This window comes from Brevibacterium sp. FME37 (assembly GCF_014897485.1).
Taxonomy (GTDB): Bacteria; Actinomycetota; Actinomycetes; order Actinomycetales; family Brevibacteriaceae; genus Brevibacterium.
The window spans coordinates 1-12,330 of record NZ_JABUYE010000002.1 but is presented as its reverse complement, the minus strand read 5'-3'; the positions used below and the strand labels follow the sequence as shown (position 1 = coordinate 12,330).

12 protein-coding genes are annotated in these 12,330 nt (G+C 56.5%); 8 read left to right on the top strand and 4 right to left on the bottom strand.

Going from position 1 to position 12,330, the window contains the following annotated elements; translation table 11 throughout:
• Positions 1 to 63: 63 nt before the first annotated feature.
• Positions 64 to 1,053 (top strand): class 1b ribonucleoside-diphosphate reductase subunit beta, encoded by a 990-nt coding sequence (gene nrdF / locus INT29_RS02180; RefSeq protein ID WP_226831707.1) that lies wholly within the window; start codon positions 64 to 66, stop codon positions 1,051 to 1,053.
• A 48-nt stretch (positions 1,054 to 1,101) separates the two neighbouring features.
• Positions 1,102 to 1,665: an NADPH-dependent FMN reductase gene (locus INT29_RS02175; RefSeq protein ID WP_193070615.1), complete on the top strand. Its 564-nt coding sequence runs from the start codon at positions 1,102 to 1,104 to the stop codon at positions 1,663 to 1,665.
• Between the two features lie 320 nt (positions 1,666 to 1,985).
• Here INT29_RS02175 and INT29_RS02170 read toward each other — a convergent pair whose 3' ends face one another.
• Positions 1,986 to 2,540 (bottom strand): hypothetical protein, encoded by a 555-nt coding sequence (locus INT29_RS02170; protein ID WP_193070614.1) that lies wholly within the window; start codon positions 2,538 to 2,540, stop codon positions 1,986 to 1,988.
• A 265-nt stretch (positions 2,541 to 2,805) separates the two neighbouring features.
• On the opposite strand from INT29_RS02170, the gene INT29_RS02165 reads away from it, so the two are divergent.
• The 3 genes from INT29_RS02165 to INT29_RS02155 all read left to right on the top strand — a co-directional run bounded on the left by INT29_RS02165 (position 2,806) and on the right by INT29_RS02155 (position 4,974).
• On the top strand, positions 2,806 to 3,387 hold the full coding sequence (locus INT29_RS02165; protein ID WP_193070613.1) for a recombinase family protein: 582 nt from the start codon (positions 2,806 to 2,808) through the stop codon (positions 3,385 to 3,387).
• A 119-nt stretch (positions 3,388 to 3,506) separates the two neighbouring features.
• Positions 3,507 to 4,043, top strand: coding sequence for a hypothetical protein (locus INT29_RS02160; protein WP_193070612.1), 537 nt, complete (start codon positions 3,507 to 3,509; stop codon positions 4,041 to 4,043).
• A 154-nt stretch (positions 4,044 to 4,197) separates the two neighbouring features.
• Positions 4,198 to 4,974, top strand: a complete 777-nt coding sequence (locus tag INT29_RS02155; protein ID WP_193070611.1) for a hypothetical protein — start codon at positions 4,198 to 4,200, stop codon at positions 4,972 to 4,974.
• Positions 4,975 to 4,997: 23 nt separating this feature from the next.
• Here INT29_RS02155 and INT29_RS02150 read toward each other — a convergent pair whose 3' ends face one another.
• Positions 4,998 to 5,678, bottom strand: a complete 681-nt coding sequence (locus INT29_RS02150; RefSeq protein ID WP_226831721.1) for an SOS response-associated peptidase — start codon at positions 5,676 to 5,678, stop codon at positions 4,998 to 5,000.
• A 254-nt stretch (positions 5,679 to 5,932) separates the two neighbouring features.
• Complete coding sequence (locus INT29_RS02145; RefSeq protein WP_193070609.1) at positions 5,933 to 7,030, bottom strand: LysR substrate-binding domain-containing protein; 1,098 nt, start codon at positions 7,028 to 7,030, stop codon at positions 5,933 to 5,935.
• 37 nt (positions 7,031 to 7,067) lie between these two features.
• Between INT29_RS02145 and INT29_RS02140 the strand changes: the two genes are divergently transcribed.
• From INT29_RS02140 to INT29_RS02130, 3 genes are read left to right on the top strand one after another with little or no spacing between them, the layout of a single operon-like run.
• Positions 7,068 to 8,603, top strand: a complete 1,536-nt coding sequence (locus tag INT29_RS02140) for a peptide MFS transporter (protein ID WP_193070608.1) — start codon at positions 7,068 to 7,070, stop codon at positions 8,601 to 8,603.
• Positions 8,604 to 8,640: 37 nt separating this feature from the next.
• On the top strand, positions 8,641 to 10,614 hold the full coding sequence (locus INT29_RS02135) for an alpha/beta hydrolase family protein (RefSeq protein ID WP_193070607.1): 1,974 nt from the start codon (positions 8,641 to 8,643) through the stop codon (positions 10,612 to 10,614).
• Positions 10,607 to 11,638 (top strand): threonine aldolase family protein, encoded by a 1,032-nt coding sequence (locus INT29_RS02130; RefSeq protein WP_193070606.1) that lies wholly within the window; start codon positions 10,607 to 10,609, stop codon positions 11,636 to 11,638. Before INT29_RS02135 ends, INT29_RS02130 begins: the two co-directional genes overlap by 8 nt.
• A gap of 423 nt (positions 11,639 to 12,061) precedes the next feature.
• Here the strand turns inward: INT29_RS02130 and INT29_RS02125 are convergent.
• The coding region (locus tag INT29_RS02125; protein ID WP_193070605.1) for an integrase core domain-containing protein at positions 12,062 to 12,330 on the bottom strand (269 nt) is incomplete at its 5' end.

Below are 12,330 nucleotides of genomic sequence, written 5' to 3'. Positions count from 1 at the left end.
CCACCTATTCCCTGCAAAGGATTTGTAATGACCCAGATTGATGTCAACCTTCCGCTCACGGAGATGTCCGCGACTCCGCCAGCGTACCGCCATGATCCGACTACACCGCTGCGACCGATCAATTGGAATCGTATTGGTGATGACAAGGATCTCGAAGTATGGAACCGTCTCACTGCTAACTTCTGGCTGCCGGAGAAGGTGCCGTTGTCCAACGACCTGCAGGCCTGGCAGAGGCTCACTGAGGAGGAACGCACCCTGACCATGCGGGTATTCACTGGGCTGACAATGCTCGACACGGTGCAGGCCACTGTCGGCGAGATCTGCCAGATCCAAGACGCTCGTACCGAGCACGAAGAAGCCGTGTATACAAACATTGCGTTCATGCAGTCCGTTCATGCTCGCTCGTATTCGTCGGTGTTCTCCACCTTGACGAGCACTGCCGAGATCGACGACGCATATCGCTGGGCAGTCGACAATGAATTTCTCCAGCAACGGTGCAAAAAAGTGTTGGCACATTATTACGGGCCCGACCCGCTCAAACGCAAGGTGTCCTCGACCTTGCTGTCTTCACTGTTGCTCTACGCCGGGTTCTATCTGCCGCTTCATTTCTCCGTGCATGCAACTCTGACCAATACGGCTGACATGATTCGGCTGATTCTGCGAGACAAAGCCGTTCACGGTTACTACTCCGGGTACAAGTATCAACGCGGGCTAGAGACTCGTTCGACGTCAGAGCAGGAACACATGCGCGACTTCACCTTCGAACTTCTCGAGGAACTCTACGAACTGGAACTGGCGTATTCCGGTGAGTTGTACCAACCACTTGGTCTCATGGACGACGTTGCCGTCTTCGTGCGCTATAACGCGAACAAAGCGCTCATGAACCTCGGCTATCCCGCCCGATTCTCGGCGGAGGAGACCGAAGTCAATCCAGAGATTCTTGCTGCTTTAGCACCCGGCTCGGACGAGAACCATGACTTCTTCTCCGGCTCGGGATCTTCCTACGTCATCGGCAAAGGCGAAAACACAAGTGATGACGATTGGGACTTCTAGACGACCGTGTCAAGACATTCGCACCCAACTATCGAAGGAATCCACTCTATGACGAAGAACATCTCAGTGCTCATTGGCAGCCTCAGGCGCGCCTCCTTTGCACGGAAAATAGCTCACAACGTGATCGACTACTTCCCCGAAGGGTATAACGCGAACATCGTCGAAATCCGCGATCTACCACTCTATGACTTCGACTACGACGATCCCGACGTTGTAGACAAACCGACTCCGGGTGAGTACACGCAGTTTCGCGAGACCATCAAAGCCTCCGACGGTGTCCTCTTCGTCACCGCCGAGAACAACCGCACGATTCCTGCCTGCCTGAAGAACGCCATCGACATTGGGTCCAAACCTAACAGCGACGTCGTATGGAAGAATCTGCCCGCAGGGATCATCAGTCACTCCGTCGGGCGGATGGGAGGCTACAGCTCGCAGAAGAACCTTCGCTTGGCTCTGTCCTATTTCGATATGCCCACTCCCGGTCAACCCGAGGTGTTTCTCGGTCAGTCACCAACGCTTCTGGATGAGACTGGCACCATCGCCCAAGACAGGACAGAGACGTTTATCAGGGGTTATGTCGACCGTTTCGTTCAACTTGTGAACGCTACTTGACCTTCGGCCTGCCCTGACCAGCGTTTGAGCTGATTCATACGTTGGAATCGTGATACTGCTGTGAGAATGCCTGACGATGCTGGATCGGCCCAACCCCGGCGGCAGGACGGTGGAACTTCTAAGAGGTATGCCATTGCGAGGGCGTCCTTGCGCTTCGAGTCTCAGCAGCGATATCCGGTCAGCTGACCGGACCATTACCCACAAATGGAGGGCGATGTTGGAAAAGGGTCGGGTGTGTAGTCCCTTCCTCTCTCACGAATGATTTGTGGCGTTTGAGGGGGCGCAGTCCGAGTGGTTGGCTCCGCGAGGCTCCTGAATCACTATTTCCGACGCAAGGGCGTGACGTTGTTTCCACAGTCGTCACCGATGACTGTGTGGTCGAGTTCCCCGCGCCCTCGATGTCCGAATGATCCGATCCCGTCGTCAGTGGAAATGGCTCTGCGGGCGGCGACCTTGACCATCATCCGGGCTTGGGCGAGCTGACTCGACGCGGGCCGGACAAGAGGGGCCAGTCGGTCGAGAAGGTCATCGGCAGCGTCTTCAGTCAGCACTGTCGTCAACACTGGCGAAAGGGCGACGACAGCCCGAAGATCTGCGAAAGTGGATCGTCTCTGGTCCCTGACGCTGCACTGCTGGAGGTCCCGAATAGCTTTCGCTTTCTGTACCTCGTAGTCCATGACATCGATGCCCGCGAGCATATGAGAGTACGCAGACTCGCGGCGCAGCTGGTCAATTGGCAAAGGTTCGACGTCGATGCCGCCCTCGGCAAGATCAAGGTCTGCCGACGACGGAAGCGAGGAGAACGCTTCGTTGAATTCCCTCAGCCACGTCTCTTGGGCAGGAGTAATCGGGCCGCTGTCGTCGTCGAAGTTCATGCTTCCATTGTTCGGTCGAACCGGCAGGATGGCAATACCCGCCCGACGGAGGGATCCGGTCGGGGGCGCCAACCTTTCAAGCGCCTCATATCCCGTGGGAATTGAGGCGTCTCACCGGTCTGAAAATTCGCTGTTGTCGATTGAGGTGGCAATCGCGGATTTCCGGGGCTACGTCCGAACCCTCAGATTCTTAGAACTATGTCTTGTAACCTGATGCTGCACAAGGCGTGCACGTAGTTGGTTACGAGACACACAGGAGCGGCCCATGGCGAAGCTGATCGGATACGCACGAGTATCGACACGAGCCCAAGACACTGACAGACAACAGGCGGATCTCCTCAAGGCTGGCGTTCGCCATGACGACCTCTATGTTGATCACGGCGTCTCCGGTTCACGGGCCTCACGGCCACAGTTCGATCTTGCGCTGGAGGCGCTCATCGAAGGCGATACTCTCGTGATTACGACGCTCGATCGCCTCGGCAGGTCCACACAGAACATGCTCGCCTTTGCCGAAGACCTCAGGACTCGTGGTGCCGGATTGCGAGTCCTCAACCTCGGCGGGGGAGACGTCGACACATCATCGCCCATGGGGTCGATGCTGTTCACGATCATGGCAGCCTTGGCGCAGATGGAGCTTGAGATCAAACGTGAACGCGTCACCGACTCAGTCAAGAAACGAAGAGAAGCAGGCCTCGACCTTGGAGGCCGGCCTCGCCGAATTACTGACAGCCAGATCCGCAACGCTGTTCGCTTGGTCGAAAGCGGTGAACCGGCAGCCGCGGTCGCACGCGATCTCGGGATGTCGAGGGCCACGTTCTACCGGCGCTCACGGGCGCTGACCCAATAGACTGGTATCCATGCTGTCCGGCAGGCCAGGATGACTCCTTATCGCGTAAATTGCAGAAGGCACAGCTCAGGATAGGTGGGAACATGGGCAAAGGCGCACGTGCTCGGAAGATCAGGGCAATGGCGGATACTGTCACGAGCTATTGGCATGGCGGCATCACCGGACTGCGCGTCGGAGATGACATCATACCGATGAGCCAGATCGTCGAAGCTGAATGGGCGAAAATCGGTGACCATTACGACTACGACCCCAACTTCGCGTACATCACGACAGACTACGACCTGGCACATGACACTGCGGTCCGCTCGGCTCAAGGTCTCGGCACAGCCGCCGTGTACCGAGTCCGGCCAGAAGGGGCGACCTCTCACGACGACGACTACCCAGCTGGGGTCTCTTTGAGATGCCGGCGCGCCCGCATCGTCGAGGTTGCCAGCGAGATCACCTCGAAAACTCCATCACGCAAGACCGATCGCAAATACATGGCGTGGACAGACGGAACTGCACTCTACGATGCCGATGGCTACGTGCAGCCGAGCAAGATCCTCCGGGCCCAGGGTGTCAACAAGGCTGATCTGCGTCCGCTTGGACCAGACGCCAGTTTTGACGATGTTCGGGCCTTCGCGAGGGAGATCATACTGTCTCATCGAGACGCTTAGTACGCGCGAGAGCGTAACCGCCGCAACTGTCGGTCGTTGGCGTCTTGAAAAGTCGCTGCGCCGCGATGACACGAAGGTTGCCCCTGCCAGATGCCAGACTGGTTTTGAGAGCTTGCAAATCGCAGGCTGTCGAAGCAGAGGAGGCGAACCAATCATGACTGAAGTGATCGAAGAGCTGGCGCAAGTGAAGAGTGAAGTGGTCGCCTTCGGCACGGCCCAAGAATGGTTGGACTCACGGTGGGCTCAGATGAACGCCAACCCGCCCGTTGTGCTGATGACAGGCAACTACGGCAACCAGCGCACGGTGAATGAATCCACAGATATTCACGTGGACTCGATTGTCGATGGGGGTGAAGCAGTCAAATGGGGTGGAGTGAATAACCGCGGCGACTCATACCGTCAGATCGTCCAGGGCCTCGTCGACTCTAGTGATCCGGATTTCGATGATTGGTTCTCGCATATGGGTCGACTGCGCCTGTTTCGCCATCACGGTCCAGAAGGCCCGATCTATGAGACCGGGAATTCTCGCCATCGAGTGCACACGGTCAAAGCTCTGCGGCTGAGCCGGTTTCCGGCTCGAGTTGAGTTTGAGTACTCACCATTGGCGGCAGGAGATGAGGTCGTGATCAATCTTGATTCGGACGAGGAGCGTCGCCATGCGGAGGCGATTGCCAAGCTAGGGTGGATCGACGAAGAGCCGCCGAAGTACAGCCACATGTTCTCACCGCGGCTGAAAATTGACCTCCCATATACATGGGCTCTGGAACCTAATGCCAAGCGCCAGCGCATCAATGAGGCGTATGCGCGGGTCTACCCGGAGTTCGTCGACACCGTACCAACTGTTGTCGTTGATGAGGAGGAGATCAAGGAGCCAAAGCATCGCTCACTGTGGCAGCACATCCGCGCGGCATGGAAGGGTGAGGAAGCTTGAAAGGCGCTGCACTTAACGCGATCTCAACTTGAGGGCTTCACCAACTCGGGTCCGTCACCGGTGAGTTTGGCGACCTCGTGGAATTCCAGCTGTTCAAGCTGTGGGGTGGAGGCCGCGACTGCGGCGTCGACGAGAGTCTGGTCGCCTTCTGTTCCTGCATCAACCCATTCGTCGACGAAGTCGGGTGGAAGGATGACCGGCGCCCGATCGTGGAGCTCGGCGACGTCACCGGTGGAGGGGCGGGTGACGATTGTCGTCGTCAGAGTCCAAGCGTCATCTGAGCCCTTCGGCCGCCACCATGAATAGAGTCCGGCGAAGAGCAGCGGACCATCGGGCAAGTGAATATAGTTCGGGGTCTTCGTCTTCCCCTCAGTCTTCCATTCGTAGTAACCAGTCGCCGGAAGTATTGCGCGGGAATGCTTGATCGGTCCCCGCCATGTGTTCTTCGACGCCAGCCCTTCACTGCGGGCGTTGAAGGTGGGGAACTTCAACTTTGGGGACTCGGCCCACGGCGGCAGAAGCGACCACCGGGCGATCTCGCCTTTTCCCGTGATCTCGCCATCGTCGGTGATGGTCTTGAAGAAGGCAGGGACGCGCTGTGTGGGCTTGATTTTCCATGAGGGAGTCCACTCAGCGGCCACATCGGCTTCGAGCATCCGGCCGAGCTCTGCTGAGGACACGTCTACCGTGTATCTGCCACACATAAGAGCGAGTGTGGCACGACTGCTGCGGCATTTGAATGCGCAGGGGTTTTAATAGATGGTGCCTAGCGACGGATCAGCGCAGAACGACAAGGAATATCGCAGCGGGTGCGCTCGGTTGGCTGCCTATCGGAGAATCCCCGAAGCCGACGAGCGCTTGTGCACGAAGTCATTTATAGAATGTTGGTGTGTGACGCCTAGATCTCGATGATCGTCATAATTTCCTCGACAACGTTACGGAAATGCGTAGTTTGCAGTCAGCGATAAGGCAGACTATGTCTGTTCATTCGAGAAATAAGTTCGTACGCGCGCCAGGACGTGTGCGCCGCAACGGTGAACGCCAGAGTTTGCGGTCTTTCGGCAGCCTCCGTTCGGCACGACACAACTATTGATCGTGAAACCTCAGGACGGAGGCGGCGCAGGACCATATTTGGGGACGTCCAGCTTATAGCAAGGCCAGGAACTATTGCGATGCCAGTTCCTTGCGCCACCATTTCGATGGCAACGCCAGCGTCAGGGCTGTACGCTACCACTTTTGGGTTGACGCTCTCAGTGTCACAAGTCTGAAGGAAAGACCTGCACGACTGGCTATTCTTACCTTCGACTATAACCGGCACCCCCTCGAGATCACTCAGATCGACCGTATCTGTCAACGCGAGACTGTGTTCTCGCGGGAGCAGGACCTGAAGCTCATCTCGACCAAGTTGGACCTCGTGAAGCCCTTGTCCGGCGGGGTCATCAAAGGGATAGCGAGCAAGAAGGCCGATGTCGACGGACCCGTCTTGCAAGGCTTTTACAATCTCATGGCTCGTCATTACGTCAAAACGTACTCGCAACTGTTCATCTTCATTGCTGATCCGCTTCATGATTCGAGGCAGTAGCGATCCAACGCCGCTCGGAAAGCAGGCTACCGCGATCTCATGTTGCTGTGTGGAAGCAAGGGCGCGGGCTGCCTCTTCCGCGGCCGTGAGATGCGACAACGCTTGCAGGCCATGTTGGACAAGAACGCGACCAGCTTCTGTACACGAGCTGCCGGAGGTAGACGATGTCACAACTTCGATACCAAGTGCCTTACTCAGCGCTTTGAGCCGCTGAGACACGGCTGACGGTGTCACATGGAGAGCTCTGGCGGCACCACTAACGCTCCCCGTGCGGTCGAGTTCAATCAGGCAGTGTAACCAATCCATGTTCAGCATGCTGTCCAAAATAGCAGGGTTCTGGCCGGTGGGTATTAGAAGAATTAAACACCTGTATAGAAACTTGAGCCGGTGGCAGGCCCGAATTCTCGCATGTTTTTTCAGTTGATCGTCTATCTTGATGTAAGCACAGATACATACCCGTGCTGCACTGAGCATGTGGCCGGAGTCCACGTCAGAGAAAGGCAATGACGCCATGTCGAGTTATCAGATCGGGAAGTCCCCTCGAGGGTTCTTCGGTCATCCTTCAGGGCTAGGGTGGCTGTTTTCAATGGAGATGTGTGAACGCTTCTCCTATTACGGAATGCGTGCCATCCTTCTCTACTTCGTTATTGACGAAGGAATCAACGGCGGCCTCGGCATTTCTGAGCCAATTGGCCAGGCGTTGGTTGCCGCCTATGGAGCAAGCGCATATCTGTTGGCCATTGTCGGCGGAATCCTCGCTGATCGTGTGGTTGGGCTGTGGAAGGCGACACTATACGGCGGGGTTGTGATCATGTTCGGTCATCTCGCACTTACCTTGCCGACATCGCCGATGTCTTGGGTGGGAATTTGCTGCATCGCGCTCGGAACCGGTCTGCTCAAACCCAATCTTCAAGCCATGTTCGGAGAGGTCTATGCAGAGGGCGATCCACGTCGACACGGCGGTTTTCAACTCATGTACTTCTCAGTCAACATCGGAGCCTTCCTTGCACCGTTTGTAATCGGTGGCATGAGAGCAGCGGGTGGCTATCACGCGGGATTCTCAGCGGCGGCAATCGGCATGGCTCTATCGCTGGTCATCTTTATCGTTGGCCGGTCCAGGATGCCCGAATCGGTGATGGCAGCATCTCAACCGCTAAGCAATAGTGGACAACGCCGACTGTTCTCTTACACCCTAGGCTCAGCGGTCGCCGTGGCGGCCCTCTTTCTCGGATTCATCGCTCTTCTGCCGAACATCACCGATGCGATCGTAGGCACAGTAGCAACGGTGGCCGCAGTTGTAGCCGTTGCGTACTTTGTCACAATGTTCCGTAGCAAAAAGGTGAACGCGGATGAACGCAGCAATCTACGCGCGTATCTGCCCTTGTGGCTGGCGGCAATGGTTGTGTGGATGATCGAAGAACAAGCAGCAGTGAAGATGGCTTCCTTCGCACTGTCGAACACTCAACTAAACTTAGGGAGCTTCGGCATTCCTCCTGAGTGGTACCAATCTATTAATCCGTGGGTTTGTCTGATTGCTGCTCCGATCCTTGCCTATTGGTTCACTCGACGAGCCGGGAAATTTCCAGGAGTGATCCACAAGTTCATTTTTGGCACGGTTCTACTCGGGATTTCTGCGCTCCTCATGGGCGTGGGCTTTGCGACATGGACTGGTGGCGAGTCGCTTGCCCCATGGTGGTACCTCGCATTGGTGTTCGTAGTCCAGACGACTGGCATCGTCTTCATCTCACCAGTCGGAGCTGCGGCCACGACACTGCTGATGCCCCGGGCGTTCAAAGGCCAGGGCATGGCCGTATGGCTACTTAACAACGCGCTCGCTCAAGGTCTAGCCGCAGTAATCATTCGCCTGCTGGCCGGAGTCAACGATTCTGTGTTCTACTACATTCTCACTGCTGCGACGGTTGTCACGGTAGTCGTACTCGGGGTGCTTGCGACCCGAATTTCAGCTATTACATCACTAGTAGAGGGAGCTGCAGATCGTTCACCGCAGAGTGATGTCGAACCAATCGGTGACAGCCGGCGGGCCTAAACACCAATTTTCAATCTGATCGAACAGGTAATGCACTATGACCAAATCTACTCAAGCAATCGACGACTTCCTCAATTCGTCCCGACTCACTCATGTTGCCATGAACAAAGATGGAACCCGAATACTTGCCGTGGTCGACACCGTCGAAGTCTCTGGTCAAGTTTCATCGGCGCTCTATCAGATCGATCAAGAGAAACAGGTGCCGATTTTGCTCGCGAGCAGACAGCAACGCGTAACCTCTGTGTGTGCCGCTGGAGCTGAAAAAATCTATCTCAGCGAACAACTCGCGGGGCAGTCCGGCAACATCGTCGTTGAAATCGAAGAGAATGGGGAAGGACGAGAGATTGCGCGCGTAGAGCGCGTATTCTCGATGGACTCGAATGAACACACGGGGACTGTTCTCATTCAATGCATCGCACCAGATCGAGTTGACCGACGAACGTCCGACTATTTGCAGCATCGATTGCGCCAGCATTACCCCGTGAGAACGAATGACACTGGCGCAGTCGAGATACTCGAAATCTTCACACTCGATACTGTGACACGAAAGCTACGTCGCCACCACCAGGACCTCGCCCAACTGTCTATAGAACATCAGGTCTTCCCGCACCCGGACGGGCTCAGAGTATTGGCCAACCGCGTTCGCCATTCAAGGGGCGAGATCAGGATCGATTTAGTACTTGCCGACCTCATCAATGGCACAGTCGAAGTGGTGCACGAGGAGGCAGACAGCCGGCTCCTTGCTGGTCCGATCTCAATGGACGGGAAGTATGCGGCGGTGCAAGAGATGCATCTCAACGAGCGGAGCGAACGTCGATCGCTCACGGTAGTCGACTTGGTTGCATTTTCCCGCAGTTCTCTAGTATCAGGCTGGGACCGATGGCCAACCCCACTTGCCTGGTATCCCAAGGAGAAATCGATTCTAGTTAGAGCCGACGACGACGGGAATACCTCTCTTTTCAAAGCCTCTGTCGATCGTGACTGCGTTGAGAAACTTGCGGATGACGAAGGTGCCTACGGCACCTCATTGATCCACCCGCGAACATTCGACATCTATTCAGTCCACGCAACAATGCGAAACTCGGGTCATCTCACACGGGTTCGGAATCGCATAGCAACAACACTGGGGATACCTGAAGATCAGCCTCAGTTCGAAGGCAAGCAGCACGCAATCACAATATTGAATCGCGACGGGATCCCGATTAAATGTTGGCTCACTTTGCCCCATACAGCCGGGAGCGAGACACCAGTTCCACTCGTTGTATGGGTCCATGGCGGACCAGCGGTGTCGTGGGCCGGTTGGCGCTGGGCCCGGTCTCCATGGCCACTAGTCGCTCAGGGCATGGCCGTACTCATGCCGGACATTGCGATGTCTACCGGATATGGCCAAGACTTCATAGATCGGGGTTGGGGAGATTGGGGAGGTACTCCGCTAAATGACCTCCTGGACGTCACTAGCGAAGTTGGTCAACGCTCCGATATTGACGTAACGAGAAAGGCGGTCATTGGAACGTCCTTTGGTGGCTACCTGGCGACATGGGCGGCTGCTCGCACCAAGGAATTCCAAGCCGCGATCAGTCACGCCGGAATATGGGACCTCGAGCTCTTTCACCCCACAACCGATGACCCTGCCCGCTTCCGAAGGCGAATGCCAGCAGCGATGAGACGACCTCACTCGCCGCGTTGGTGGGTACACGAAATAGACATACCGATGCTCATCAGCCAGGGCGGTCGGGACACTTGCGTGCCACGCGAACAGGCCTTCTTACAGTGGTCGGAGCTTCTCTCTTCATCGAATCTCTCTGAAGACGATCAAGGCCAATCGCCGCACCGTTTCCTTTACTTGCCAACGGAAGGACACCGCATCTCGACGATTCACGGTACTCGAGAATGGTATAGGGCAGTCACAGGGTTCCTCAACGAACGGTTCTTCGTAGCTAAGTCGGAAGAGCCTGCATGCCAATCATCCGACGACTGCATCACGCCAGTAAGGGGGAATAGCGATGGTTGAGTGGATCGACCTGCGCAGTGATACTGTCACCAAGCCGACTAGTGAGATGCGGGCAGCCATGGCCGCAGCCGAGGTCGGCGATGACGGCCGGATGCTGCCCGATGGCCAATACGGAGATCTCACAGTTCGTCGGCTTGAGGAAGCTGTCGCGCTCGAGCTGGACAAGCCAGCTGCAATATTCGTTACAACTGGTGTGCTGGCTAATATGATCGCGCTCCGGACGTGGTGCAAGCGAGATGCTACTGTCGCTGTGGGCACCAATTCGCATATCCTTCGTTTCGAACGAGGGGCCTTTGATCCAGAAGTATTCGGCCTTCGCGCGCGCCAAATCGCGGATTCTTGCGGATTTCCCGAAGTTGCGCCAGGGGGCCTCGACGGAGCTCAGGTTCTCTGTCTGGAAAATACGCACAATGCAGCTGGAGGCGTCGCCTGGCACGCTGACAGGGTCGAAACACTGCGTACGCAGCAAGCGCGTCTTCCCAGTATCCATCTCGACGGGGCCCGCCTTTTCAATGCGTCAGTCGCACTTCGTGTGCCGCTGAGTCAGTTGGCTTCCGTTGGTGACAGCGTCATGGTGTGCCTGTCCAAGGGTCTTGGTGCACCAATGGGCTCTATTCTCGCCGGTTCCACCGAATGGATCGCCGAGGCACGAAGAATACGTCAGCTTCTCGGCGGGCAACTAAGGCAGGTTGGCGTTGTCGCAGCAGCTGGGCTGACAGCATTGCGCGGCTATCGCGATCGGCTCGAAGCCGATCAGGCACGGGCTATGCGGCTGGCAGAATTGTTACGGAATATTCCAGAAGTAGAGGTCGATGACGAGATCAAGACCAACATCGTACGTGCGCGGTTCTTAGACGGTTCTGATCCAGCTTTTCGGGTTCGAGCTCGGGCCGCCAAACAGGGGGTTCTGCTCGGTGGACCTTCGGGACAGGAGCTGAGGCTTGTCCTACACAGCGATATATCGAATAGCGCCATTGACCAGGTAGCAAACGTTATCTCACAGGCACTATCGCAAGAAGCGTGACTCGGAGTTGAGGGGCGAGCCCAGCTCTATCTTCTCATCTTCAGTGCACGCAACGCCCGTTTGAGCGCCAAGCTGGCTCTCATCCTCGTAGGATAGGAACGACGCTGTGTTCTGGGCCTATTCTTGGGCTACAGGTAGTGCGTCAAGAGATTGTCGCGTGCCCCCTTATGGTTCGTCGAGCCGGGCTCCAGCTCTTCGACGATCGCCGAGCGAATCTCAACGCTCAACTTGTCGTTCCTGGCGTTTGCGCGTGATGCCGAGGTAGTAACTTCCTGCCCCGTCGCAGCAATAGCTTGTCCTTACGCTGCCTCTGTTGACTTGAGGCGCTCAGAAAGCAATTGCTGCAATGGGGAACTTGGCAGTTCCCACCAGTGAGTTCACGAGCGGTAGGGACTGATGCAAGGATCGGTGACAGCGTGAGTGTCATGCTGCGAGGGCAGCTGGCTCTATGATTGCTTCGTGCTCTACTGGCGTCAATCGACCCAACCGGGCTTGTCGGCGACGTCGGTGATATGTCCGCTCGATCCAGGTCACGATCGCGATTCTCAACTGGTCGCGAGTGACCCACCGGCGACGGTCGAGAACGTTCTTCTGCAACAGGGCGAAGAACGATTCCATAGCCGCGTTATCGCCCGCTGCGCCGACTCGTCCCATCGACCCGATGATGCCGTGACGGGCCAAAGCCCGAGTGA

Coding starts and splice junctions, on each gene's coding strand:
- nrdF (WP_226831707.1), top strand. CDS start 64: ATGTCCGCGACTCCGCCAGCGTACCGCCATGATCCGACTACACCGCTG.
- INT29_RS02175 (WP_193070615.1), top strand. CDS start 1,102: ATGACGAAGAACATCTCAGTGCTCATTGGCAGCCTCAGGCGCGCCTCC.
- INT29_RS02170 (WP_193070614.1), bottom strand. CDS start 2,540: ATGAACTTCGACGACGACAGCGGCCCGATTACTCCTGCCCAAGAGACG.
- INT29_RS02165 (WP_193070613.1), top strand. CDS start 2,806: ATGGCGAAGCTGATCGGATACGCACGAGTATCGACACGAGCCCAAGAC.
- INT29_RS02160 (WP_193070612.1), top strand. CDS start 3,507: ATGGCGGATACTGTCACGAGCTATTGGCATGGCGGCATCACCGGACTG.
- INT29_RS02155 (WP_193070611.1), top strand. CDS start 4,198: ATGACTGAAGTGATCGAAGAGCTGGCGCAAGTGAAGAGTGAAGTGGTC.
- INT29_RS02150 (WP_226831721.1), bottom strand. CDS start 5,678: ATGTGTGGCAGATACACGGTAGACGTGTCCTCAGCAGAGCTCGGCCGG.
- INT29_RS02145 (WP_193070609.1), bottom strand. CDS start 7,030: ATGCTCAGTGCAGCACGGGTATGTATCTGTGCTTACATCAAGATAGAC.
- INT29_RS02140 (WP_193070608.1), top strand. CDS start 7,068: ATGTCGAGTTATCAGATCGGGAAGTCCCCTCGAGGGTTCTTCGGTCAT.
- INT29_RS02135 (WP_193070607.1), top strand. CDS start 8,641: ATGACCAAATCTACTCAAGCAATCGACGACTTCCTCAATTCGTCCCGA.
- INT29_RS02130 (WP_193070606.1), top strand. CDS start 10,607: ATGGTTGAGTGGATCGACCTGCGCAGTGATACTGTCACCAAGCCGACT.